At 69.5% G+C, this 23,211-nt stretch carries 23 protein-coding genes; 5 read left to right on the top strand and 18 right to left on the bottom strand.

The annotated features are described in order from the left end of the window. Nucleotides 1-106: 106 nt before the first annotated feature. From ACFWNN_RS25710 to ACFWNN_RS25700, 3 genes are read left to right on the top strand one after another with little or no spacing between them, the layout of a single operon-like run. Entirely contained in the window at nucleotides 107-559 is a 453-nt protein-coding gene (locus ACFWNN_RS25710) for a YbaB/EbfC family nucleoid-associated protein (RefSeq protein ID WP_382442554.1), read from the top strand. 19 nt (nucleotides 560-578) lie between these two features. Further along, complete coding sequence (locus ACFWNN_RS25705) at nucleotides 579-884, top strand: hypothetical protein (RefSeq protein WP_382442468.1); 306 nt, start codon at nucleotides 579-581, stop codon at nucleotides 882-884. Continuing rightward, the gene (locus tag ACFWNN_RS25700; RefSeq protein ID WP_382442467.1) at nucleotides 884-2,560 is read left to right on the top strand and encodes a WXG100 family type VII secretion target; all 1,677 of its coding nucleotides are present in this window, start codon (nucleotides 884-886) and stop codon (nucleotides 2,558-2,560) included. The genes ACFWNN_RS25705 and ACFWNN_RS25700 overlap by 1 nt, the downstream gene beginning before the upstream one ends. Nucleotides 2,561-2,620: 60 nt before the next feature. On the opposite strand, the gene ACFWNN_RS25695 is transcribed toward ACFWNN_RS25700, so the two are convergent. Then, on the bottom strand, nucleotides 2,621-4,006 hold the full coding sequence (locus ACFWNN_RS25695) for a glycerol-3-phosphate dehydrogenase/oxidase (protein ID WP_382442466.1): 1,386 nt from the start codon (nucleotides 4,004-4,006) through the stop codon (nucleotides 2,621-2,623). Continuing rightward, complete coding sequence (locus ACFWNN_RS25690; RefSeq protein WP_382442465.1) at nucleotides 4,003-4,578, bottom strand: TetR/AcrR family transcriptional regulator; 576 nt, start codon at nucleotides 4,576-4,578, stop codon at nucleotides 4,003-4,005. The genes ACFWNN_RS25695 and ACFWNN_RS25690 overlap by 4 nt, the downstream gene beginning before the upstream one ends. Here ACFWNN_RS25690 and ACFWNN_RS25685 point away from each other — a divergent pair. Further along, nucleotides 4,577-6,139: an FAD-binding oxidoreductase gene (locus tag ACFWNN_RS25685; RefSeq protein ID WP_382442464.1), complete on the top strand. Its 1,563-nt coding sequence runs from the start codon at nucleotides 4,577-4,579 to the stop codon at nucleotides 6,137-6,139. The genes ACFWNN_RS25690 and ACFWNN_RS25685 overlap by 2 nt on opposite strands. 84 nt (nucleotides 6,140-6,223) lie before the next feature. Here ACFWNN_RS25685 and ACFWNN_RS25680 read toward each other — a convergent pair whose 3' ends face one another. From ACFWNN_RS25680 to ACFWNN_RS25630, 11 genes are all read right to left on the bottom strand, one after another. After that, a complete protein-coding gene (locus ACFWNN_RS25680) occupies nucleotides 6,224-7,231 on the bottom strand; it encodes an NADP-dependent oxidoreductase (protein ID WP_382442463.1) in 1,008 nt (335 codons plus the stop codon). 80 nt (nucleotides 7,232-7,311) lie between these two features. Then, complete coding sequence (locus ACFWNN_RS25675; RefSeq protein ID WP_382442462.1) at nucleotides 7,312-8,025, bottom strand: GNAT family N-acetyltransferase; 714 nt, start codon at nucleotides 8,023-8,025, stop codon at nucleotides 7,312-7,314. Further along, nucleotides 8,026-8,469, bottom strand: coding sequence for a hypothetical protein (locus ACFWNN_RS25670; protein WP_382442461.1), 444 nt, complete (start codon nucleotides 8,467-8,469; stop codon nucleotides 8,026-8,028). Next, complete coding sequence (locus tag ACFWNN_RS25665; protein ID WP_382442460.1) at nucleotides 8,469-11,285, bottom strand: FtsK/SpoIIIE domain-containing protein; 2,817 nt, start codon at nucleotides 11,283-11,285, stop codon at nucleotides 8,469-8,471. The genes ACFWNN_RS25670 and ACFWNN_RS25665 overlap by 1 nt, the downstream gene beginning before the upstream one ends. Continuing rightward, a complete protein-coding gene (locus ACFWNN_RS25660) occupies nucleotides 11,285-11,536 on the bottom strand; it encodes a hypothetical protein (RefSeq protein WP_382442459.1) in 252 nt (83 codons plus the stop codon). The genes ACFWNN_RS25665 and ACFWNN_RS25660 overlap by 1 nt, the downstream gene beginning before the upstream one ends. Further along, nucleotides 11,536-11,796, bottom strand: a complete 261-nt coding sequence (locus ACFWNN_RS25655) for a hypothetical protein (RefSeq protein ID WP_382442458.1) — start codon at nucleotides 11,794-11,796, stop codon at nucleotides 11,536-11,538. Before ACFWNN_RS25655 ends, ACFWNN_RS25660 begins: the two co-directional genes overlap by 1 nt. Before the next feature lie 239 nt (nucleotides 11,797-12,035). Continuing rightward, nucleotides 12,036-12,467, bottom strand: a complete 432-nt coding sequence (locus ACFWNN_RS25650) for a hypothetical protein (protein WP_382442457.1) — start codon at nucleotides 12,465-12,467, stop codon at nucleotides 12,036-12,038. Nucleotides 12,468-12,483: 16 nt separating this feature from the next. Continuing rightward, on the bottom strand, nucleotides 12,484-12,960 hold the full coding sequence (locus ACFWNN_RS25645; protein ID WP_382442456.1) for an alpha/beta hydrolase: 477 nt from the start codon (nucleotides 12,958-12,960) through the stop codon (nucleotides 12,484-12,486). Continuing rightward, a complete protein-coding gene (locus tag ACFWNN_RS25640; protein WP_382442455.1) occupies nucleotides 12,961-13,563 on the bottom strand; it encodes a DUF4232 domain-containing protein in 603 nt (200 codons plus the stop codon). Between the two features lie 66 nt (nucleotides 13,564-13,629). Then, complete coding sequence (locus ACFWNN_RS25635; RefSeq protein WP_382442454.1) at nucleotides 13,630-14,346, bottom strand: gamma-glutamylcyclotransferase; 717 nt, start codon at nucleotides 14,344-14,346, stop codon at nucleotides 13,630-13,632. A gap of 496 nt (nucleotides 14,347-14,842) precedes the next feature. Then, the gene (locus ACFWNN_RS25630) at nucleotides 14,843-15,187 is read right to left on the bottom strand and encodes a winged helix-turn-helix transcriptional regulator (RefSeq protein WP_382442453.1); all 345 of its coding nucleotides are present in this window, start codon (nucleotides 15,185-15,187) and stop codon (nucleotides 14,843-14,845) included. A gap of 74 nt (nucleotides 15,188-15,261) precedes the next feature. Between ACFWNN_RS25630 and ACFWNN_RS25625 the strand changes: the two genes are divergently transcribed. Continuing rightward, a complete protein-coding gene (locus tag ACFWNN_RS25625) occupies nucleotides 15,262-16,020 on the top strand; it encodes an NmrA family NAD(P)-binding protein (protein WP_382442452.1) in 759 nt (252 codons plus the stop codon). A 420-nt stretch (nucleotides 16,021-16,440) separates the two neighbouring features. On the opposite strand, the gene ACFWNN_RS25620 is transcribed toward ACFWNN_RS25625, so the two are convergent. The 5 genes from ACFWNN_RS25620 to ACFWNN_RS25600 all read right to left on the bottom strand — a co-directional run bounded on the left by ACFWNN_RS25620 (nucleotide 16,441) and on the right by ACFWNN_RS25600 (nucleotide 23,177). Further along, a complete protein-coding gene (locus tag ACFWNN_RS25620) occupies nucleotides 16,441-17,391 on the bottom strand; it encodes a LysR substrate-binding domain-containing protein (RefSeq protein WP_382442451.1) in 951 nt (316 codons plus the stop codon). A gap of 189 nt (nucleotides 17,392-17,580) precedes the next feature. Beyond that, entirely contained in the window at nucleotides 17,581-18,855 is a 1,275-nt protein-coding gene (locus tag ACFWNN_RS25615) for a PhzF family phenazine biosynthesis isomerase (RefSeq protein WP_382442450.1), read from the bottom strand. 15 nt (nucleotides 18,856-18,870) lie between these two features. Beyond that, entirely contained in the window at nucleotides 18,871-20,265 is a 1,395-nt protein-coding gene (locus ACFWNN_RS25610; RefSeq protein ID WP_382442449.1) for a hypothetical protein, read from the bottom strand. Then, nucleotides 20,262-22,073 carry a dynamin family protein gene (locus ACFWNN_RS25605; protein WP_382442448.1) on the bottom strand — a complete coding sequence of 604 codons (1,812 nt, stop codon included), beginning with the start codon at nucleotides 22,071-22,073 and terminating at the stop codon, nucleotides 20,262-20,264. Before ACFWNN_RS25605 ends, ACFWNN_RS25610 begins: the two co-directional genes overlap by 4 nt. A 204-nt stretch (nucleotides 22,074-22,277) precedes the next feature. Next, a complete protein-coding gene (locus ACFWNN_RS25600; RefSeq protein WP_382442447.1) occupies nucleotides 22,278-23,177 on the bottom strand; it encodes an IniB N-terminal domain-containing protein in 900 nt (299 codons plus the stop codon). Nucleotides 23,178-23,211 lie beyond the last annotated feature (34 nt).

Here is a 23,211-nt window from a genome sequence, read left to right as displayed (position 1 = left end):
ATGGCGGTAATCGGACTGAAAGTATCGGTGAGCAGGGAACGAGTGAAACGATACGGGCGTCTACGGCGAATCGAACGAACGACCAATTCACTCAACGGGGGTGACCATGCAGCCCATTGACCCGGATCAGTGGCTCAAGCAGTACGGGGCCAAGATCGAGCAGGCCAAGCAGCACGCCGAACAGGCCCGCGACCAGCTCGGTGGTGTGGGAGGCAGCGCCAGCTCGCCAGATGGCCTGATCACGGTGACAGTTAACGCAACAGGTGTGTTGACCGATCTCCAGATCAAGCCCGAAGCGCGCGGCATGGACCCCAGTGAGATCGCCTCCGCCGTGCTCGCTGCCTCGGCAAAGGCCCAGCGCGACGCTTCCGGACGAGTGGTGCAGATCATGACGGACTTCGTCGGGGACAGCCCCGCACTCGAGTTCGTGAAGGCGCAGATGCCGAACGGATTCAAGGGCGACGGAACCGACGAGGACGAACCGAAGTCGGAGTTGGAGCGCAAGGACGTGCGGCCCGACGACGAGTACTTCACCAACCCGCCCGACGTCATGGCCTGAGTGCAGGAGGGGGTTAGGCATGCAGCAGCACTTCAACATCGACCTGGACGAGCTGAGAACCCACGCCGCGAACGTGGACCGGCTCATGGAACGGATGCGCAAGGCCACCGAGACGTGTGATCCGGGTGCCCTCACCACTGAGGCGTTCGGTGTCTTCCTCGGGTTCCTGGCGTCGAAGGTCCTCCAGGAGGCGGGCCTGTCGCAGGACATGCTCGGCAAGGCCGCGAACTCGCTGATGGACATGGGCAGCGGGCTCAAGAAGACGGTTGAGCAGTACGAGCAGGTCGACCTCGACAACATGTTCGGCTTCAAGGGAGCCCGCTGATGAACGCGCCTGCGACGCAGTCCAGCGGTGACACCGCGCAGCTGTTCAACAACGTCTCGAACGCCTACAAGTCCATCGAGAGCGGCGACTGGGTCAGCGGCGGCCTGGGCATCGCGAACGCGGCCATGAGCATGGTCGGGAACGGCTCGAACCCCCTCAGCGGCTTCCTCGCCGCGGGCTTCAGCTGGGCCATCCAGCACGTCGACTTCCTGCGCGAGCCGTTCGACATCCTGCTCGGCAGCCCCGAGTCCATCGCCAAGATGTCCGAGTCGTTCAAGAACGCGGGCAAGCAGGTCAAGGACATCGCGACCGAGTACGAGAAGATCTGCGTCTCGCAGACCCGCGAGTGGCAGGGCAAGGCGGCCGACGGCTACCGCGCCGCCGCCAAGCGGCACGCGACCGGCTTGGAGACCCTCGCGAAGTCGGTCGACGGCATCTCGGGCGCGGTCAAGGGCGCGGGCGAGCTCGTCGGCACCGTCCGCAAGATGATCATGGACCTGATCAGCCAGGCCGTGTCCGACATGGTCATGAAGATCATCCAGTGGCTCGCGGCCTCGTTCCTGACGTTCGGCGCGGCCATCGCGGGCGCGATCGCGGACATCGTCACGACCGCGGTCAACTACGCGAAGAAGCTCTCCGACTTCCTGCAGAAGCTCGTCGGCTCCGTGCAGAAGCTGCTGAAGCTGATCCAGTCCGTCTCGCAGATCGCCAAGGCCGCCGAGTCGATCATCGACGCGATCTCGTCGATGGCGAACCAGGGCAAGGGCGGGGGCGGCGGCGGTTCCGTCCGCAACACCTCCGGCGGCTTCGACGGCATCCGCAGCGACCAGCAGGACCGTGCTTCGGCCGGCGCCGGCGGCACCTTCACGAGCGGCGCGGGCGGCGGCTACGCCGGTGGCCCGCCGACCGCCGGTGACGGTGTCGGCAACGTCCGTCCGGGCTACCAGGGCGGCAACACCGACGGCTACCAGGGCCCGTACCAGGGTGGTGGCGTCGGCTCCGGCCCCGCCGTGCGCCCGGTCTACACGCCTCCGGGCGGTCAGGGCGGCTACACCGGCGGTGGCGCCGGTTCGGGCTCCGGCGGCGCTTCCGGCCCCGGCTACGTGCCGCCCGGCACGGGTACGGGCGCCGGCACGTCCGGTCCCGGCCGGTGGGTGCCCGGTCACTGGGAGCCCGACACGACGACGACGGCCGGTGGCAACACCGGGACGAAGCCGCCGTCGATCGGCATGCCCACCACGCCGAACGCCGACTGGTACCGGCCGACGACCACCGACCACGCCGCGACGGCGTCGGCGGGTGGCGCGGGCGGTGGCGGCGGTGGCGCGCCGAAGGGCATGGGCGGCGGCGGAGGTGGCGGCATGCCCGCCGGCTTCGGTGGCGGCCCGGCCGGTGGCGGCGGTGCCGGTGGCACCTCGGCCACGCAGTTCGGTGGCGCGGCCGGTGTGATGGCGTCCGGCAGCGGTGCTGCTGCCGCTGCTCCGGCGGCCGCTGCCGGTGCCGCGGGCAAGGGTGGCCCCGGTGGTGGCATGGGCGCCGGCATGATGGGTGGAGCCCCGATGGCCGGTGCGGGTGGCCAGCAGGGCGGCAGCAACGAGCACAAGCGGAAGGTGCAGATCGAGGGCGAGTCCCTGGTCGAGCCGCCCAAGGCCGCGAAGCCGGTCATCGGCGAGTGATCCTGCTGTCCTTGCGCTGATCTGAGGCGGGGCGTCCCCTTGGCGGGGGCGCCCCGTTCTTCATGCGTTGGCCAGGATCTCGGCGATCTCCGGTTCGGCCTTCGCGCGATCGGCCGGGACGAGGCCGGTGCGGGTCCGGCGGTCGAGGACGTCGTCCGGGGTCAGTGCGCCTTCGTGGTGCACGGCGTGCAGGACGTCGGCCTCGGTGATGCCCGGCGCGATCGGGGTGGTCGGCTCCGGTGCGTCGTCGACCAGGCGGATGTCCTTGGTGCGGCAGGGGATTTCAGTGATGCCGGTGGCGTCGACCGCGTCCGCCGCCATCTTCCGGTACGTGGTGAGCTTGCCGCCGACGATCGTGATCACGCCGTTCGGCGCCCTGAGCGTGGCGTGGTGGCGGGACAGATCTGCTGTCGTGCCCTCGGCCTCCAGCAGCGGACGCAGGCCGGCGTAGCTGCCGATCACGTCGTCCTGGGTGAGTTTCCGTTGCAGGAACTGGGAAGCCGTGCGGAGCAGGAAGTCCACATCGGACTGCGGTACCTCCGGGACGTCCGGGATCTCGTCCACCGGTTCGTCGGTGAGGCCCAGGTAGGCGCGGCCGTTGCGCTGGGGCAGCAGGAACGCGTAGCGGTTGCGTTCGCCGGGGACCGGGATGGTCAGCGCGGTGCCGGTGATCCCCGCCTGCTGTGCGTCGATCACCAGGTGCGAGCCGCGCGACGGGCGCAGGCTGACCGGGGCCAGCGTGCCGGCCCAGACGCCGGTCGCGTTGATCACCGCTGTGGCCTTGACGGTGAACCTCGTGCCGGTGAGCGTGTCCTCGGCTTCGGCGCCATCGCCTTGCAAGGTAAGGACTTTTGCCCTCGTGATGATCCTCGCGCCGTGGCCCGCCGCCGTCCTGGCCAGCGCGACGACGAGCTTGGCGTCGTCGAGCAGCTGGCCGTCGTAGCTGAGCAGACCGCCGGTGAGCTTCGCCGAGTCGAGGCCGGGGACGAGCGCGAGGGCCTCGTGCCGGGAGACCCGGCGGGGTGGCGGGAGGACGTCGGCCGGGGTGCGGGCGGCGACGCGCAGGGCGTTGCCGGCGCGGAAGCCGGACATGACGAAGTGGCCTGCGGTGCCGTGGAGCGGGAACAGCATCGGCAACGTGCGGGTGAGGTGCGGCGCGGTCCTGGTCATCAGGATGCCGCGCTCGACCGCGCTCTCGTGGGCGAGCTTCACGTCGCCCTTGGCGAGGTAGCGCAGGCCGCCGTGGACGAGCTTGCTGGACCACCGCGAGGTCCCGAACGCCAGGTCGTGCGCCTCCAGCAGCACCGTCCTGAGGCCTCGTGACGCCGCGTCCAGCGCGACGCCCGCGCCCGTGACGCCACCGCCGACGACGAGGACGTCGACGACTTCCTGTTGGGCTGCTTCGAGGTCCTGCGCGCGCCGGGTGGCGTTCAGGGACGTGTTCACGGCTTCAGGGCTCCGTCCAGCTGCTTGGCGAGCTCGTCCAGCAGGGCGCCGAAGTCGAGCCCCGAGGTGGCGGGTTTCGTGCTGAGCACCATCGACTGGGTGCTGAGCAGCACGACGCGTGCCTGCGTCTTGGCGTCCCCGAACCGGATCGAGCCGTCGAGGTGCCCTGCCTCGATCTGCGCCACGAGGAACTGCTCGACCAGCCGTTGCGTGCTGCCCAGCCGGTCGGTCAGGTACGGCAGCATCAGGTCGGCGTCGAGCTGCAGCACCCGTTGCATCACCGGGTTGCCTTCGAGCAGGCGGATGGCGTCGGTGGCGCGCTGAACGAGCTGCTGCCGGGCGTCGCCGTGGCCGACGCTGTGCTCGACCTCCGCCAGGATCGCGGCGAACTCCCTGGTCATCAGGGCCCTGACGAGGTGGTCCACGTCCGGGTAGCGCCGGTACAGCGTCATCCGGCTCACGCTGGCGCGCTTGGCCACGTCGGTGAGGGTCGTCCGGCGCACCCCCACCTCCAGAACACACTCACGGGTGGCGTCGAGCAGGGCGTCGTGGGTGTGACGTTGAGACGTCATGTGTAACACTGTAGCAGTGACCAGAGCCCGATGGACCACTGAAACCGTCCCGCTGCCGCCGCACGCCCTCACCTGGCTGAGTGGGCGGATCGGCCTGGGCACGCCGTCCGAGGAGGTGGCGGTCTCCGTGCCTCCGACGGCGTTGTCCGAGGACGCCTTCACGGCGCTGGAAGCCGTGTGCGCGGTGTCCGTGGAGGACGCTGACCGACTCGGCCGCGCCGGTGGCCTGTCGTACCTCGACCTGCTGCGCCACCGCGGCCAGGGCGAACTGGCGGTGCCGGACGCCGTCGTGTCGCCCGGCTCGCACGACGAGGTGGCCGAGGTGCTGCGGGTCTGCGTCGAGTACGACGTGGCCGTGGTGCCGTTCGGCGGTGGAACGTCGGTGGTCGGCGGGGTCGAGGCCCTGCGCGGCACCAAGTCGGCCGTCGTGGCGCTGGACCTCGCCGGGCTGTCCCGGCTGGTGTCCGTGGACCCGGTCTCGCGGGTGGCCGTGCTGGAAGCCGGGGTCACCGGGCCCGAGGCCGAGAAGCTGCTGGGGGAGCACGGGTTCACGCTCGGGCACGTGCCGCAGTCGTTCGAGCGGGCGACCATCGGCGGGTTCGCCGCCACCCGGTCCGCCGGTCAGGCGTCGTCCGGCTACGGGCGGTTCGAGGACATGGTCGAGTCGGTGCGCATGGCCACGCCCGTCGGGGAGTGGGTGGCCGGCACGGCTCCCGCCTCGGCCGCCGGGCCGGACCTGAAGCAGCTGGTGCTGGGCTCCGAGGGGCTCTTCGGGGTGATCACCGAGGTGTCCGTGCGGGTCCGGCCCAAGCCCGTCTCACCTCGGTACGAGGGCTTCGTGGTCGACGGCTGGGAGGCCGGGGTCGCGTTGGTGCGCGACCTGGCCCAGTCCGGCGCGCTGGCCGACATCACCCGTCTGTCCGATGCGGACGAGACCGAGGTCGCCCTGGAACTGGCCGGGGGCAAGGCCGACATCGTGAAGAAGTACCTGCGGGTGCGCCGGGTCGCGCAGCCCTGCCTGGTGATCCTGGGGTGGGAGTGCCGGGACCGGCTCGCCACGCTGAAGGTGTTGCGGCGGCACAAGGTCGTGCGGCTCGGGCGGGCCATGGGGGACTCGTGGCTGCACGGGCGGTTCAACGGGCCCCGGCAGCGGGACGCCCTGCTGGACGCCGGGGTGTGCGTGGAGACGTTGGAGACCGCCACCCACTGGTCCTCGGTGTCCGAGCTGCGCGACGCGGTGCGGGAGGCGTTGGCCGGCGAGCTCGGGAACCCCGTGGTGATGTGCCACGTCTCGCACGCCTACGAGACCGGGGCCTCGCTGTACTTCACCGTGCTGGTTCCGAGGGACGGCGCTGATCCGGTGGGGCAGTGGGCGAAGGCCAAGATCGCGGCGTCCGACGCCCTCTCCAGGCTCGGCACGATCACCCACCACCACGCGGTCGGCCGGGACCACCTGCCGTGGCTGGAGAAGGAGATCGGCGGGGTCGGCGTCTCGGTGCTGCGCGCGGTGAAGGACAGGCTGGACCCCACCGGGATTCTCAACCCCGGCAAGCTGATCTGACCGCATTCTTCAATTCCGGCAACCGATCCAGCCGAGAGCGGCCCGCGGGTGGCATCCACCCGCGGGCCGCTCTCGGCTGTGCGGTCAGAACTTGACGAGCATCTTGCCGGTGTTCTCGCCCCGCAGCATGCCCAGGAACGCCGCCGGCGCCTGGCGCGAGCCGCCCTCGATCACCGTCTCGGAGTACTTCAGCTCGCCCGACGCGATCCAGGCGGCGACCTCCTTGATGAACTCCGGCTGCAACGCCTTGTGGTCGCCCACCAGCATGCCGCGCAGCGTGAGGCGCTTCGCCAGGATCTGGATCATGTTGCCCGGGCCGGCCGGCTTCTCGGCCGCGTTGTACTGGGAGATGGCGCCGCACATGGTGATCCGGCCGTTGAGCTTCATGACCTCGATGGCTGCTTCGAGGTGCTCGCCGCCGACGTTGTCGAAGTAGACGTCGATGCCCTCGGGGGCCGCGGCGGCCAGCTGCTTCAGGACGGGGCCGTCCTTGTAGTTGAAGGCGGCGTCGAAGCCCAGTTCCTCGGTCAGGTACTTGACCTTGTCGGCCGAGCCGGCCGAACCGATGACGCGGGCGGCGCCCTTGAGACGGGCGATCTGGCCCACGATCTGGCCCACGGCACCCGCCGCGCCGGAGACGAAGACGGTGTCGCCCGGCTTGAACTCGGCGGTGGCGAGGAGACCCGCGTAGGCGGTGAGGCCCGGCATGCCGAGGACGCCGAGGTACGTGGAGAGCGGCGCGAGGTCGCCGTCCACCTTCACGGCGTGGCCGGCGTTCACGACGGCGTAGTCGCGCCAGCCGAGGCCGTGCAGGACGTGGTCGCCCGGCTTGAAGTCGGGGGAGTTCGAGGTGACGACCTCGCCGACCGCACCGCCGTCGAGCGGGGCGCCCACCTGGAACGGCGGGACGTAGGACTTGACGTCGTTCATGCGGCCGCGCATGTACGGATCGACGCTCATGACCACGTTGCGCACGAGGATCTCGCCGTCGCCCGGCGTGGGGACCTCGACCTCGGCGATCTCGAAGTTCTCGTCGGTCGGCCAGCCGGACGGGCGGGAGGCCAGGCGGACTTCGAGTGCGGTGCTGGTCATGATCGGACCATCTCCCTTGACGTTGCGGATCAGTTATCCGTTTCAACCGACCGGTAGCTCTGACTGTTCCGCACTGTGACTCAGACCGCAGGAAGAAGAGTGGTGACGTCTCGGTACTCGAAGCCCAGTTTTCGGTAAACGGCGATGGCGGCGGCGTTGTAGTTCTCCACGAACAGCGCGCAACACCCGTACAGGCTGAGCAGCGCGGACGTGACGAACTGGCAGACCCGCCGACCCAGGCCCTGGCCGGTGTGCGACGGGTGGACGGCGACGCCCATCATGAAGCCGACGTCCGCGGACGACCAGGCCTCCGCCGCGGTGGCCACGAGCTCGTCGCCGACGCGGATGCCCGCCCAGCGGGTCACGCCCTTCTCGCCGGGCCACGCCCAGGAGTCCGGGTTCGCCGAGCGCAGCAGGGGTTCGACGTCGTCCAGCGACGAGAGCCACGAGACGTCGTCAGGCAGGTCGAGGGTGCCGCCGCGGTCCATCCAGCCGAACGGCTTGTCCTCGATCCACGGCGTGGGCATCAGCGGCTCGACCACCTCGGCCAGCTGCCGTTCCATCAACGGCCGCAGGTCCACGCCACGGCCGTGCGCGGCCAACAGCGAGGCCACGCCCTCGGCGGGACCCGACAACACCAGACGGCGGCGGCGCGTCAGGCACGGGGCATGCACCGCCACGGCGCCGTTGTGCTCCCAGGCGGCACCGCCGGCCGACAACGCCTGGGCCGCCCAGCGGACCAACGGGTCCGTGCTGGCGTCCTGCACGTCGGCGGGGGTGCGTAACCGGCGCACTCAGTCCTTCTGCTTGCGGCGCAACAGGGTCCGCTTCTGCAGGGACTCCTCCAGCTCCTGGTACGCGAGATCCATCGCCCGGTTGTACTCGCCCTGCGGGCGCGGGGGAACGGACTCGTCGGGCTGCGGGGGAGTGACCATCTGCAGCCAGCGTTCGTTCCAGAGCTGCTCGACCGCCGCCTCCCAGTGCAGCGCGGCGCCCATCCGCACGACCCGCTCGCGATCGCGCACCTCGGCGATCTCGAGCTGGGTCGCCGCGATCCGCTGGGCGAGCTCGGCACACCTGACCTCGTCCAGCTTGCGCTGGCGGGCCGCCGCGTCGGTGGCGATGGCGATGATCTCCTTGTAGCGCTCAACGGCGGAGATCGTCGGCACCTCGATCACCTCCTCGCTCTGACGTTGCGATGGGACCGACTCGAACATCGAGGTCATCATCGGGTTCATCACGCTTCTCCTGTGTCGAACGGGATGATCACTTGCGGTCGCGAGTGCTCGAACCTGTCGAAGAACAGGCCGCGGCGCGGCCTCGGCGACCACGACATCACCTGCTCGGGTCCGAGCGACAGCAGTTCCTTGCCCTGGACGTCGAACGCCACCCAGGCGCCGATGTCGTCGTACACGCCGGGCGGGAGGCTCGCCTTCAGCCTCGTGACGCCGCGCCACCAGCCCAGCACGTGCGTGCGGTTCTCCGGGCCGTGCTTCAGCACCGTGCGCAGACTGTCCACACCGGACGTTCGCGTCGTCGGATCCTTCTGCTCCAGCAACGTCTGCGCGGCGTCGACGCCGTACAGCACCAGGTAGTGCGGCTTCAGCGGCGCGTCCGCCTGGCCCGTGTTGATCGACTGCAACCGGGCGGCCGTCTCGTTCAGCACGTCCCTGATCCGGTCGATGCCGATCACCTCAGCATCATGCCCGTCGTTGTTCAGGCGTTTCATCAGATGCAACGCCGAGGGCATCGCCTCCTCGACCAGGCAGGCGAGCGTGAACACCGCCTCGTGCGGGTGGTGCTGCCTGCCCAGTGACGCGGCCGCTCCGCCGAGCACCGCGGCCGCGTCCTGGACCACGGAACCGATCACCGCGATGTTGCGGCCCGGCGTGCGGGCGAACCGCACCCGTGCCGCGCTGCCCGCGACGTCGATCACCTGTCCGAGAAGCACGGTAGGCGATGCCTCGCCGGGGCGCAGATCGAGGAAGTCCGGCGTGGCGTCGAGCAGCGGGATCTTGCTGCCGTCGAACAGGCCCGGCGCCTGGCCGGGCTCGCGGCGCCACAGCTCGTTCTGCAGGAAGTCCATGGTGCCCTTGGACGTCGAGTCCGGGACGCGGCAGATCTCGTTGCCGGGCTTCACGCCCGACTCGTGGTTGATCACCGCGTGCCAGCGGGGGAGCTCCACGGCGGCGTCGTTCTGCGGCTCCGCCAGCACCCGGCGGGCCTTGGGCAGCGCGATCCGGACCGTGAACTGCTCGAAGATCGCCGACTTGCCCCAGAAGCCCTCGATGCCCGAGACGTCCTGCGACGACAGCACGAGGTGGATGCCCTGCGACCGGCCGCGGCGCGCCACGTCCTCCAGCAGCTGGGTGGCGGCGGCGGTGACCTGGTCGCGTTCGCCGAACAGGTACTGGAACTCGTCGATCACCGCGACGATCCGCGGCCAGCGGCCGGACGGGTCCTCGGAGCGCAGGTCCTGCAGCTTGGTGACCTCGTGCTGCTTGGCCGCGTCCGCCCGCCGGCGCATCTCGTCGGACAGGTACCGCAGCAGCGCCACGCCGAACTCGCGGTCGGTGTTGACGTTCACGCCGACCAGGCGCGCGTGCGGCAGCCACGACGGGTCCTTGCGGCCCGGCGCGAACTGCGCGAACGACACGCCTTCCTTGAAGTCCAGCAGGTACAGCTCCAGCTCGTCGGGCGAGTAGCGCGCGCACAACGAACCGAGCATGGCGTAGAGGAAGTTCGTCTTGCCGGAACCGGACGGCCCGCCGATCAACGCGTGCGGCGACGTGTCGCCGAGCTGCACGCAGACCTGCTCGCCGTCGTCGAAGCCAACGGGCGCAACGACTCCGGCCGCCGAGTTCTCCGTCCACGGCCGGTCCGGCAGCAGGTCGCCGAACGTGCCCATGCGCGACCGGCGTTCCTCGCGCTTCTCCGCGATCGCGGCACACGCGCGCGGCACCAGGGTGCGCGGCAGCGCGGGATCCAGCGTCACGGCGACGTCCTTGCCGGTCATCGTGCAGGTCGCGGAACCGTCGCTGCGCAGGGACACCGTCTCGACCGGCGAGTTGATCGTGATCGGGATGTCCACGATGAAGAGCTGCACGCCGCACGCCAAACCGTTGCGCGCCACGCGTTGCAGCTGCTGTTGCTGGTCTTCCTTCAACGCCTTGCGGTTGCCGAACAGCACGGCGATCCGCCACGGTTCGGTGCGCCGGCCCTCACCGCTGACCGCGCGAACGGTCAGGTGGCCGTCGACGAGAACCTTGGTGTGCACCTGGCGGATGTGCTCGGACAGCTCGTCCAGCAGCTCGTGCAGCCGGGCCGGGTCGTGCACGGTCAGCAGGTTCGCGCGGGTCAGCGGGTACAGCCCCGGCAACGACCCGGTCAGCTGGCCGACGTCCCACACGTGCACGTGCACGAGGCCGGGCTGGAAGTGCGAGAGCACTCGCAGCAACAGCGACTCCACCAGCGTGTCCGCCTGCTGGCGAGTGTCCGAAGTGGACGAGATGTGCAGGTGCGCCTGGTCCAGCAGCGGCACGGCCACCGGGAACGAGACGGGCTCGGGTGCCGACGTCACCACGCCGGTGCCGATCCGCCACAGCTCCGGCACGCCCTCGCTGCCGTCGTGCGTGCCGGGATGCCCGAGCCACGACTCGTGCGAAGCCGACGCGGGCCCGGCGGCGACCGAGTTCACCAGCTCGGTCAGCAGGGCGGGGCCGGACGACGTCCACTCGTGGAACGACTGCTGCCAGTCGTAGCGGATCTGGTCGAGCCGTTCCTGGAACTGCGCCATCGACAACGGCGCCCGGCGCGGGTTCTGCGGGCGCTTCTCGTCGACGACGAGGAACGGCGTGACGTCGCGCAGGGCGACGTCCTGCAACGCCTTGTCGACGCCCATGCCGCGCACGGTGAGCTCGAACATGTCCTTGGCGTGCTCGGTGGCGAGCGCCCGGTGCTCGCGCGCCACGGAGCCCAGCGCGGCCGAAACAGCGCGCTGGAACTCCGCGAAGGCGTTCTCGATCTTCGTCCGCCGGTCGTCCCGCCTGCTCATCACAGCTCCACGGTGAGTCGTTGGATGCGCTCTAGGGTTCCCACCATCAGCTCCAGCTGATCAGGAAATCTTTCCTTCGCGCGCACGAACTCGGGTGGAAGCAGCGATTCGTGGTGGTTCTCACTCGATTCGGCGAGGATCGCGACGGCCTCGTCGAGGTCCTCCTGCGCGGTGCGCACGTTGCGGTACGACTCCCGCAGGATCTCGCTCGCCTGCTCGAGCGCGGCACGAACCTCGCCGATGGACGCCATCAAAGCCTGCTGTTGATGCCCTCGGCCCCGGAGATGCCGGCGCCGAGGAAGTTCTGCAGCTCGCTCACGCCGGACACGACCTGGGCGAACTGGGCGTTCGTCGTCTCGACGTCCGCCTGCACGGAGCCCTGCGTGACCGATGTCAGCAGTTGCTGCGCGTCCTCGGCGAGCTCAGCCGCCTGTTGGAGGGCCGACTGGCTTTGAGCCGCCTTGTCGATCGCCTGGGCAATTGCGGCACGGACCTCTTCGATGCTGGCCATGTCGGCTCCCGAACCCTCCGGAACAAGATGGTCTGACGACCACCCTTAGTAGAGATTGTGCCCAGATTTTCACAGTTGAGAGCGAAGATCGGCTAACCGGGTGGATGCCTGAATCCACTCGAACGGGCCTTGATTTAATGATCAGTTGAGCGCGCTGCTGGCCCCTTGCTCACGCGTGTCATGACTCTCACAATGCCGCCTACAGCCTGTCGTGGAGAACTGCCGACCGGCCGGGTGAATCAAGACGGCCTGCTGGGCGAGTTGTCACGCGGAGTGCCTGCACCGAACGGGTCATCTCCGGCCCAGACCTCCACCAGAACGCGTTCGGCGCCCGGCACGAGCCTGCTGATCAGCTCGGGTTCGTCCAGCACGGTCCACGCCGTCGGCGGTTCGCACGCCACCCTCGGCGTCGGGAAGTCGTCACCCAGTCCGCGCACGAACGTGCGAACGGCCCGCGCGAGCGCCGCGGCGACGTTGTGGGTGGCCTTCTCGGTGCTCGGCCGCGTGATGACGACGGCCCAGCAGCCTGGCTCCTCGTCGGAGCAGTCCCGGGCGTCCACGATCTGGGCACCCGCACGGGTGAGGAGCGCGTCGCACGCGGCACGCGCCTGGGGCTCGTTCGCCGCCTCGACCACCACGGTGATCAGCAGCACGAGGTCGTCTTGGTCCATGGCACCCGAAATGGTGTCAGATGACCTTTCGGGCGAACTCCAGCACCCGAGTGACAGCCTCGCCGTCGCTCAGCAGTCCGTCGGCGACGTGCTCCTCGAACGCCGCTCCGCGGATGCGGTCGGTGCCCGCGCGGGTGTCGGAGATGGGCACGATCTCGTCGTCCGAACCGTGCAGCCACAACGTCGGCAGGTCACCGAGCGACGGCCCGAAGCTGACCTCGTCCATGAGGTCCGCGAGGTCGGCGGACGCGCCGTCCCACATGCCGAGCACGGGGGAGATCAGCACCAGTGCGGCGAGGCCGGTGTGGGTCTGCGCGAACCGGACCGCGGCGGGCGCGCCGGTGAAGTGTCCAATGAGGACGACGGGCCGGTCGGCGGCCTGCACCACCGCTTCGATCCGGTCGGTCACGGTCGTGGGCACACCGGCCGAGCGCAGCGACAAGGCGATGCGCTCGCCGTGCGGCAGCACGGCGAGCCATCCAGGTGCGTCCATCTACGAAGCGTAGAAGGCGCTGATCTCGATCCGGCCACCGGAACACACGGGGCCAAGCGTCCACGGCACGGTGAGCGGCGCCGTCTCGTCAGGTGGAATCGCCGCGGCCTTCGACGCCTCCGGCTGGCACGGTCCCTCGACGGGTTCGCTGCCGGACGGGATGACACCCCAGTGCAGGTTCGCCGACGCCTTGCCGCCCGGTGCGAGCGTCATCGGGACGGGTCCGGGGTCGGCCTTGCGCTCCAGCTTCGTCGGCACCGCGCCGGAGGCGTTCTCCAGCTGGAAACCGCTGTAGCCGCTGAGCGTGCACGGCATCGTGGCGGAGTTCGTGACGACGAACTTGCCGTACCGGTTGCCCGCGCCGGCGTCCGTGGGCGCGACCTCGCCCTTCAGCACGGTGGAGTCGCACCGCTTCACGGCGGGGGTCGCCGCTCCGGAGTTGCCTTCGGGCGCGGCGGACGACGACGGCGCGGCGGACGACGAGGGCGGCGTCGTGGTCGGCAACGTCTGGGCCGAGCCGCTGCCCGAGGTTCTCTCGCCGCAGGCCGTCACGGAAGCGAGCACCAGCAGTCCGAGTCCGCAGCCGATCAACCGTCGATTCATGGGTGCACCTCCTACCACCGAAGGATGTGCCCAAATATCAACTGACCAACACAACGTGCCGGAAATTCACCGGATCTGGTGGACGTCCCATCCGTCCGGAAGTTCCGGCATGCCCTGCACCTCGGCGGTCCAGATGTACGTCCAGGCGATGCGCCCGTCCGGCAGCACGACCCGCACGCGCCGGTAGTCGTCGCCCTCGTACTCGTCCAGCAACGGCAGCGAGTCCTCGGGGGACCTCAGCCGCAGCACGTGCCCCGGCACCCCGAGCCCGGAACCGGGCCGCAGCGCGGGATAGCCGAGCCCGGTGTCGAACAACGTGCCGGGGAGGTGCGTCTCCTCGGTCTCGACGACGTGCGGCTCCATCAGGTGCCAAGCGCTTGCGCCCGGCTTGAGCGTGCCGTAGACGAACAGCAGCTCGGGCCAGTCGTCCGCGCTCGGGTCGCCGTGGACCTCGGTCACGTCCAGTCCGTCGTTCATGGCAGGCCTCTCGCCCAGCACGCGCGCACCACGTTGCGACACGTCCGCGCACCGGACCATACGGCCGTTGAAGAGCACGGGCATCCGCTTCTTGTTGCCCGCCGTGTACGCCAGAACGCTGTCGATGACGCCACCGTTGTAGAGCACCACACGCCCGGTATGGACACGCACGAGCCGATACCGCAGCCCGCGCCCCTCGCACCGGTCGAGAACCCGCAGTTGCTCGGGCGTCGCGAACCAGATGGAGTGCTCCTCCACCACGCCGGGCGCACCGGCCAACGTCGCCGGACGCTGCCCGTCGCGCATCCGCAACCCCGCGGCCCAGACAGCAGAAAGGCCCTCGCACCGTGCGCGCAGCACGACCGCGGGGCCCTCAAGTCCGAGCTCTTCACGAAGCCAGGTCAGCTTGCTCGGATTCGCATTGCTTCCGTACCCCAGCACCGGCATCCGACCGGCCAACGGCGGCTCACCAAGGTCAGCGAGCCATTGGTCTAGATCGACGTTCTCCGGCTCAACTCGCCACCCCGACTCCATCGTGAGGTCCGGGCGCACTGGCCAGCCGGTTTCGTCGACGTGGACGAAACAGTGGTCTGGACGAGTGCCCGGATAGGGCTCCGCCGGATGGCTTTCGTCGGTGAACGGTTGGGCCATTGGTACATCTTGCCAGTCCCAGGGGGCAGATTGCGCCCCCTAATCGTGACCCATCCGACCTCTACCCCTGAAAACCAGGGTTCAAGTGAGAACTTTCACTGCGCAAACGAGTGACTGACCCGATCTCTGACTCCTCGGTCTCCGGCCAGCCTCAGGAGCCGTCATAGCCGGCCTGCGCCTCGGCGACCTCGACCTGGTGCGCCGCGATCCACTCGGCCAGCGCCACGAGGTGCGAGGCGGCCCCCTTGCCCAACGGCGTCAGCGTGTACTCCACGTGCGGCGGAATGACCGGCAACACCTCCCGGTGCACGAACCCGTCCCGCTCCAGCGTCCGCAACGTCTGCGTCAGCATCTTCTCGCTGGCGAGCTCCAGCTCCCGCCGCAGCGCGCTGAACCGCCAGGCCTCCCCGTTCGACAGGGCCTGGAGCACCAGCACACCCCATCGGCTTGTGACGTGCTCCATGATCGCCCGCTCAGGGCACATCGTGACCTGCATGCTCACCTCCACGTAAGTACCTGACTTCAAAGTGGGTACTTACCAAAAGTTAGCACTAACTCCACTCTTGCCGCATGACGATCCTCATCACCGGAGCCACCGGCCAACTCGGCAACGCAGCAGTCCGTCACACCCTCAAGCGCACCACCGAGCCGGTGATCGTCTCGGTCCGCACCCCGTCCAACTTCACCCTCGAAGGCGTCGAGGTCCGCCAGGGCGACTTCAACGACCTCGAATCCCTGAACTTCCGCGGCGTGGACAAGCTCCTGATCGTCTCCGCCGACGACCACGACTCCGCCACCCGCATCCAGCAGCACAAGAACGCCATCGCCAAGGCCGTCGAACACGGCGTGGGCCACATCTTCTACACGAGCCTCACCGACGCCACCACGTCCCCGTCGCTCGCCGCCGAGGTCCACAAGGCCACCGAAGAGGTCATCAAGGCCACCGGTATCCCGTACACCTTCCTGCGCAACGGCATGTACCACGAGAACTACCTCGGAGCCCTCGCCCAGGACACCGTCGCCATCTCCACCAAGGACGGCCGAGTGGCCAGCGCTCCCAGGGAGGAGTTCGCCGAGGCCGCCGCCGTCGCCCTCACCACCCCGGGCCACGAGAACCAGACCTACGAGCTCACCGGCTCGACGAGCTGGTCCTTCCCCGAACTGGCGGGCGACAGGTACCAGGACGTCAGCGACGAGGACCTCATCGCCGCGGGCGTCCCGGCCTTCCTCGTGGACTTCTTCAAGAACATCCGCATCGGCACCTTCGGCGAGGTGCGCCCGGACCTCGAAAAGCTCCTGGGCCGCCCGACCACCCCGATCAAGGTCTGAGCGCACCCCAACCAACCGCAGTCGTCAACGCAAGGCGACCACCGTCTTGGCCAGGCGCGCGCACGCAACCGGACAGCCGTCAACGCACGCCAACCACCTACGAAACCTGGCACGCGAAGCCGAAGGCGAGCCCGAACGGGCTGATGCCCGCCACAGAGCCGGTTCCACCGCTCAAGGCGATTGGGGCTTGACTTTGGGTGCGAGGTGCTACCCCTCGCGGATCGGCCGGGCGCTTTTCAGCCCGGCCTTTTCCGGCCGATGAGCGCCTCGCAAGGGCCCCGAAGTCAAGCCCCAATCGCACACCCCAGGTCTTTCGTCGAGACCCGCGCAACCAACCCTCGCAACCGCAGCCCAACCAACGGAACGCAACCAACCCCGCTGGAACAGGAACACACCAACGAACCCGGCACTCCAACGGGCTCAGGTGAACTCCGGATGCGCCTCCGGATGCGCGTCCCACCACTTCCGGTACTCCGGATTCCGGTCCAGCACGGACCGATAAGCCTCTGCCGCACAAGCGAAGACCTCGTGCGCCCGCCCGGCCACCGGCGAATCCCTCCGCGTGGCCACGAAGATGTCGGTCATCAACGGCATTCCCCGCAACCGCCGGATCACGATCCCCTCCCCACCCCGGGAAGGCGCGGCAGCGAACGAGACACACCCACCGGCCACCAGCCCGCGAGCCATGCTCGCCTCCCCGGTGTGATGCGTCAGCCGAGGCACGAACCCGGCATCGGCGCACACCTGGAACATCTGCGTCCGCGACCCGATCTGCTGCTTGGGCGGCGTGACCCAGTCCCGGTCCGCCAGCAACCCGAGGTCCACCTCGTCGAACGCCGCCAAGGGATCGGTCTCCGGCAACGCCACAAAGGCAGGCTCCGTCACGAGCTTGCGCAGCTCGATCCCGGCCAGGTCACGGGCGTGCATCCCGTCGAAGAACTCGAACAACGCGACGTGGACCTGCCCGCCCTCCAGCATGTCCACGATCTCGGCGGACGACGGGCGCACCTCGGCCCGCACGTCGGCGTTCAACGTGCGCAGCTCCGTCACGAGCGAGGCGAAGTAGAGGATCGGGATGCACCCGAAGATCAAGGGCCCGCGCCGGTCCACGGCCTGCGTGGTCGACATCAGCTGGGCCATCTCGTCCAGCACCAGCCGCGCCGTCCCCAGCACGCGCCGGCCCAGGTCGGTGGGGACGCAGCCGCTGCGGGTCCGGTCGAACAGCTGGCCTCCGACGAGTCGTTCCACCGTCCGCAGTTGCGCGGACAGCGCTGGTTGGGTGAGGCCTAGGCGCGTGGCGGCCTTGGTGACGCTGCCTTCCTCGGCGATGGTCCGTACCGCACGGAGGTGGCGAAGCTCCAGCTCGGGCATAAAGACCTTGTATCCCCCTTCTGAATGCGCCACCACCCTTCGATCGGGGCATAGTGGCTTCGATCGATCTTCCGGCCCGGCGCTTGCGGCAGCGCTCAACGGGTCCGGTGCGGGAGGGTGCGCACCCCTCGGTTCGACGCTGCTGCCTCGTACCCTGCGCTGCGGGGCAGCGGCGTCGAGCCCAACGCGCTACGGGATGACCACGGCCGCACCCGTCACCGACACCCGGCGGTCCTCGCTCGTCGCGTCGACCTCCAGCCGTGACGGCCGCCCCATGTCCTCGCCCTGCGAGATCACGAACCGCTGCGGCCCTTCGAGATCCCTCAAGTACCCGCCGAACGCCGCCGCGGCAGCACCGGTCGCCGCGTCCTCGACCACCCCGCCCACGGGGAACGGGTCGCGCGCGTGCACCAACGCGGCTGACTCGCGCCAGAACAGGTGCACGGTCGTCAGGTCGTGCGCCAGCATCAGGTCGCGCAACGCGTCGAAGTCGTACGACAACGATCGCAACTGCTCACGGTCCCGCAACGGCACCACCAGATGCCGAGCCCCGCCGAACGCGACGTGCACCGGCAGGTCCCCGATCTCCTTGTACCCCAACGCGTCCAGAGCAGCGGACACCAGCAGGGGATCGGCAGGAGCACTGCTGGTCGGCACGCTCGTCAACGTGGCCGTCCCGTCGGCGGCGGACACGCGGATCTCCCCGGCGGGAGTGTGGAACACGAAGGGCCCGTCCCCGAGACGCTCCGCCAGTGCGACGGCGGTCGCGATCGTCGCGTGCCCGCAGAACGGCACCTCGGCCTTCGGGCTGAAGTACCGGACGCCGAACTCCCGAGGACCGCGCGGCAGCACGAACGCCGTCTCCGAGTACCCGACGCGCTCGGCGATCCCGAGCATCTCGACGTCGCTCAGCTCGGACGCGTCCAGCACCACCCCTGCCGGATTCCCACCGGCGGGATCGGACGTGAAAGCGCTGTACCGCAGGACACCCTTGTCGCTCATACCCCGCTGCAACGCGAAGCAGTGCTGAAGCCTTCCATCGATGACCTTGCTGGTGAAGTACCGCAGCCCGGCCTTCTCCAGCACCCGCTGAGAAGCGGCGTTCCGGGCATCGGTCCCCGCCACCACCCGGTCGGCGATCGCCAGCGCCTTGTCCCGCAGCTCGCCGGCGACGAGGGTCGCGATCCCGCGCCCCCACCACGCGGGGTCGATCCAGTACCCGATCTCGATCTCCCCGAGATCCCCGTCGAGCATCTGCGCGAGCCCGACCACCACCTCGTCCACGACCACGACGTGCAGCCCGAACCCGTGCACCTCCCAGTGCTCCAACGCCTGCGCGTGCCGCAACGACACGTAGTCAGGGGTCCAGGGCATCCCGTTGCCGACGAACGCGGTCATCCGCGGATCGGAGGCCCACCGGAGCATGTAGCCGAAGTGCGAGTCCTCCCAGCGCACGAGTTCCATGTGATCCATCGTGCCTCAGGAGAACTGCGGCAGCAGACCCTCACAGGTGCGCACCACGATCTGGGCGGCCTTCCGGTGGTCGAACGAGGCGTGCACGTCCGCCGCCTGCGCCTGCCACCGCAGCAGGGCGTCCAGCAACGCCTCCCGCAGCTCACCGGCGTCGGCCTCGTACTCGAACCCGAGCCGGGCGGCGGGCGCGACGCCCTCGGCGCCGACCAGTCGCAACGCCTCGGTCTGCAGCTCGGCGGGCAGCTTCGTGCGGCCGGACTGCAGCGCCGCCACCAGCCGCAGCTCGCGGAAGTCGTGCGCGGAGGCCACGACCCGTTCCAGGTCGGCCATCAGCTTGCGGGAGTTCTGCCGCGGTTCCATCCGGAACAGCACGTCCAGCGCCAGCAACGCGGACCGCGCCTTCAGCACCTCGCGCCGTTCGACGAAGTGGACCGCGATCGAGTCCCGCAGCTCGCCGAGCCCGCTGCGCTGCACCAGTTGCCCGGTCAGCTTCACCTGCGAGTCGAAGCCCTGCCTGATCAACGCGGTGATCAGCCGGACGCCGAAGATCCCGAACCGCTCCAGCAACGCCTGCCGCACAGCGGGTTCCATGACCACCGGGAACTGCTCCCCGACGAACCGGTCCGCCGACAGCAGGTGGTCCTCCAGCTCTTCGCGCCCCAGCGACGACAACACCCGCAGCGCCGCGAACTCGTCCTCCCGCAACGTCTTCGCGGCCACCGCCAGCAGCCCGGCGACCGACACCACGTTCTGGCACAACGGTTGCACGGCCGGATCACGCCGGTAGCGGCGAGCGATCTGCTTGGCCGACGACAGCGCGTCGATCCGCCCCGCGCCGATCTCGTCGGCCCGCGCCAGCACCGCGACCGTGTGCACGGCGGCGGTCCGCGCGATCGGGTGGTCGTTGGCGGACTGCAGGAACTTCAGGTCCTCGTCCTGCACGTGCCGCATCAGGTACAGCAACGCGTCGGCGTCCCCGAGCACCTGCTCCGGCGTCGCCTCGGCGGGCGTGTCGATCAGCACGACGTCCCGCAACGTCCGCGCCGGCCAGTCCACGACGACCCGGTCGGAGCGGTCGAACTGCCCGGTCTCCACGTGGTTGCGGCTGCCGCGCCGCCCGATCGCGACCTCGTGCGGACGGCCGGGCCCGGCGAACACGTGCGCCCGCGGTTCCGCACCGCCGCGGTACCAGACGAACGCGCCCTGCGGCGTGAACTCGTCGCCGATCAGGGCGTTGACCACGGTGGACTTGCCGATCCGCGACCGCCCGGCGACCGCGATCCGCACCGGCTCGGTGTAGCGCTCGACGTGCGAGCGCAACCAGGCCGTGGCGCGCGGGCTGTCGCGGTAGACGCCGAGCGCCTCCTGAAGCATCGACCAGACGACGCGGTCCAATGTCACGCGGTGAGCTCCATAGCGGGACCCCCGAGTGCCTGAACCCTCTTGTACAGCAGGACGAGCCGGTCGAGCTCCTTGCGCCCCTCGCGCAGCCGGCGCTCGCGTTCGGTCTGGTCGTCCTGCACCGCGCGCTTGGCGCTGCGGGCCGACTCCAGCAACGTCTCCTGCAGCTCCTCGGCGAGGCTGCTGAAGTGGTTGCGCAGCGACCGCTGGATGTGCCGGCCGGAGTCGCGGACGTCCTTGGAGAACTTCATGAAGAAGTCGTCCACGTGCCGTTGCGCGGCGGCCTTCGCGGCGGCCTGGCGGCGCTTCAGCCGCTGGTCGGACTCGTCCAGAATGGACTTCCCGCCGAACAGCGCGCCGGCGCCCAGCGAGATCACGTTGATCAGCGGCATGCCCGCCAGCGACGTGACCAGACCGAACATCAGCACACCGCCGTACGAGCCGCGCAGACCCGTGAAGAGCTTCTGCGGCACCGAGAACGGCTCGATCTTCGGCTTCTCCAGCCTGCTCGCGGGCTCCAGCAGGTCGTCCGGCAGCACCGACCCGGGGATCAGGTCCTCGCGGTAGACGGGGAAGTTCCGCGCCACCTTGGCCGCGACCCACTCCGCGCGTTCCATCAGCCAGGAGAAGTTCGTGGTGGCGGCCTCGTTGAGGTTGTCCTCCAGCCACTGCTCGAACTTGTCCCAGCCGATCGCGGGATCGGCCTCGTCGTAGGTCTTGTCGACCTCGCGCAGGATCTTGCGGGTCCGGTCGCGCAGGTCGTACTCGACGTCGGAGATCAGGTCGGCCATCTCGTCGTTGAGGACGTTCTGCCAGCGCGCAGACCGCCGCCGCAGCTCGTCCACGCGCCGCTGGGCCTCCTGCAACGTCGAGATCGTGGCGACGGTGTGGGACGAGTCGTGGGCCGTCAGCTCCTCGCGCAACGGCGTCACCAGCTGCGTGATCGCCGACGACGCGACCATGGCCACGGCACGCCGGGCCAGGAGGTCGGCGCTCGCCACGATGTCGCTCTGCACGCACGTCACCAGCTCGGGGAACCCGGACTCGGTGTTGAGGCGCTGGTCGCCGGTCTTCGCCGCCCGCAACCGCAGCGCGGAGGACACCGGGATGAGCTTCGCGCGGACGCCGGCGCGGGCGAGCAACGCCCGGTTGCGTTCCACGACGCTGCGCCACGACGGCACGAGGTCGATCTTGGTGACGACCACCGTGACGTTCGGGCAGGCCTCCATGACCTTCTTGAGCAGCGTCATCTCCGCCGACGTCAGCTCGCCGGTCGCGTCGGACACCATCAGCACCGCGTCCGCCTGCATGAGCGTCGCGAACGTGCTGGCGGTGTGCGCGGACCGGGTGTCGCCGACGCCGGGGGTGTCGATCAGGACCAGGCCGCTGTCGAGCAACGCGCGCGGGATGCCGATCTCGGCCCGCACGACGTGCTGCGCGGTCGCCTGTTTCGTCACCTGGTCGATCGGCACGGCGATGCGCTCGGTCGGGGTGTGGAAGATCGATCCGCCCGCCGAGGCGTTGCGGACCAGAGCCGCCGACGGCGTGTCGGCGTGCTGGACGAAGGTCGGCACAGTCGTCGTGATGTCGTCGCCCACCGCGCACACAGGTGCGTTGAGCAACGCGTTCACGAGCTGGCTCTTGCCTTGTTTGGACTCGCCGACGACGAGAACGCGCAACTTGGGGTCGAGTTGCTGTGCCCGCTTTTCGCGCAGCCGGGCCTCCAGATCGGGCCTCCGGTGCGTGACGCAGGCCCCGATCGTCTCGTCGAGCACGTCGAGCCAGGGCGGTGCCATCACCTGACTCATAGTGCCGTGTTCACCCCCTTGGGTGAAAGCCTCGAACGCAATACCGGTTTCGTTCGGGCGGATGGGGCAGTTCGGGAGGACGGTGACGTTGCTCACCGAGCAAGACGTGAACCGTTTTCAACGTTTTGTCAGGCTGCGAAACGGCTGAGACGACGAACCGGCCCTGTCCGGAAGACAGGGCCGGTCCGCGTCGGGGAGGGTGGCTCAGCCGAGCAGGCCCAGGTCCAGGTCGCCGACGACCGGGACGTTGTGGGTCACGTCGGTGACGGTGCCGAGGACGCCGCCGACCGGGGAGTGGTCGCCGACCAGGCCGGTCGCGGTGCCGGTGAGGCCCGTGGCGGTGTCGACGACGCCGGTCGCGGTGCTGGTGACCTGCGTGATGGTGTCGTGGGACTGGACGTCCAGGTTGCCGTTGGCGAGGTCGCCGAGGCCGCTGACGTTGACGACGCCGAGGTTGGCGTCGGAGCCGCCCAGCACGCCGAGCGCGTCGTGGGCGAGGCCCGTCACGCCGCCGAGCTGGCCGAGGACGCCGTCGAGGCCGGGGACCGTCGAGGTCACGCCGTCGAGAGGCGCGTCCACGGTCGCGGTGGCGGTGTCGGCCACGTCGAGGACCGTGCCGGTCAGCGGGGACGCGGTCTGGTCGAGGACCGAGGTCACGTCGCTGACGGCGGAGAAGTCGCCGCCCAGGCCGAGACCGGCCGTGGTGAAGTCGCCGAGGGCCTTGTTGGCGATCAGCAGGTTCAGGCCGTCCGCGTCCGCGGCGAGCACGCCGGCCGACGAGGTGTGGAGGTCGCTGAGGCTCACGCCCGACGAGGTCAGCTGCGACGCGACCGCCTGCAGCTGGCTGATGGCGCCGAGCGGGCCTTCGGCGAGCAGGTCGTCGGCCGGCAGGTTCAGGTCCAGGCTCTCGACGGTGGGCAGACCGTCGACGGCGGGGACCAGGTCCAGCACCAGCGGGATGACTTCCTGCACGTCGAGCGCGGTGATGTCAGCCAGGCCAGCCTGCTCCAGGGTGCCCTGGGCGTCGTTCGCGAACGCGGCCTTGAGGCTCGGGTCGCTCAGGAGGTTGAGCACGAAGTCGTGGAGGTTGCTGGGCTGGGTCATCGAAGGAGCTCCTGTAGAGGCACGTCGTATCAGT

The sequence above is a fragment of the Lentzea sp. NPDC058450 genome (assembly GCF_042721395.1).
GTDB lineage: Bacteria > Actinomycetota > Actinomycetes > Mycobacteriales > Pseudonocardiaceae > Lentzea.
Note: the sequence above shows the minus strand (reverse complement) of the source record. Positions and strands in the feature narration are given on the sequence as shown.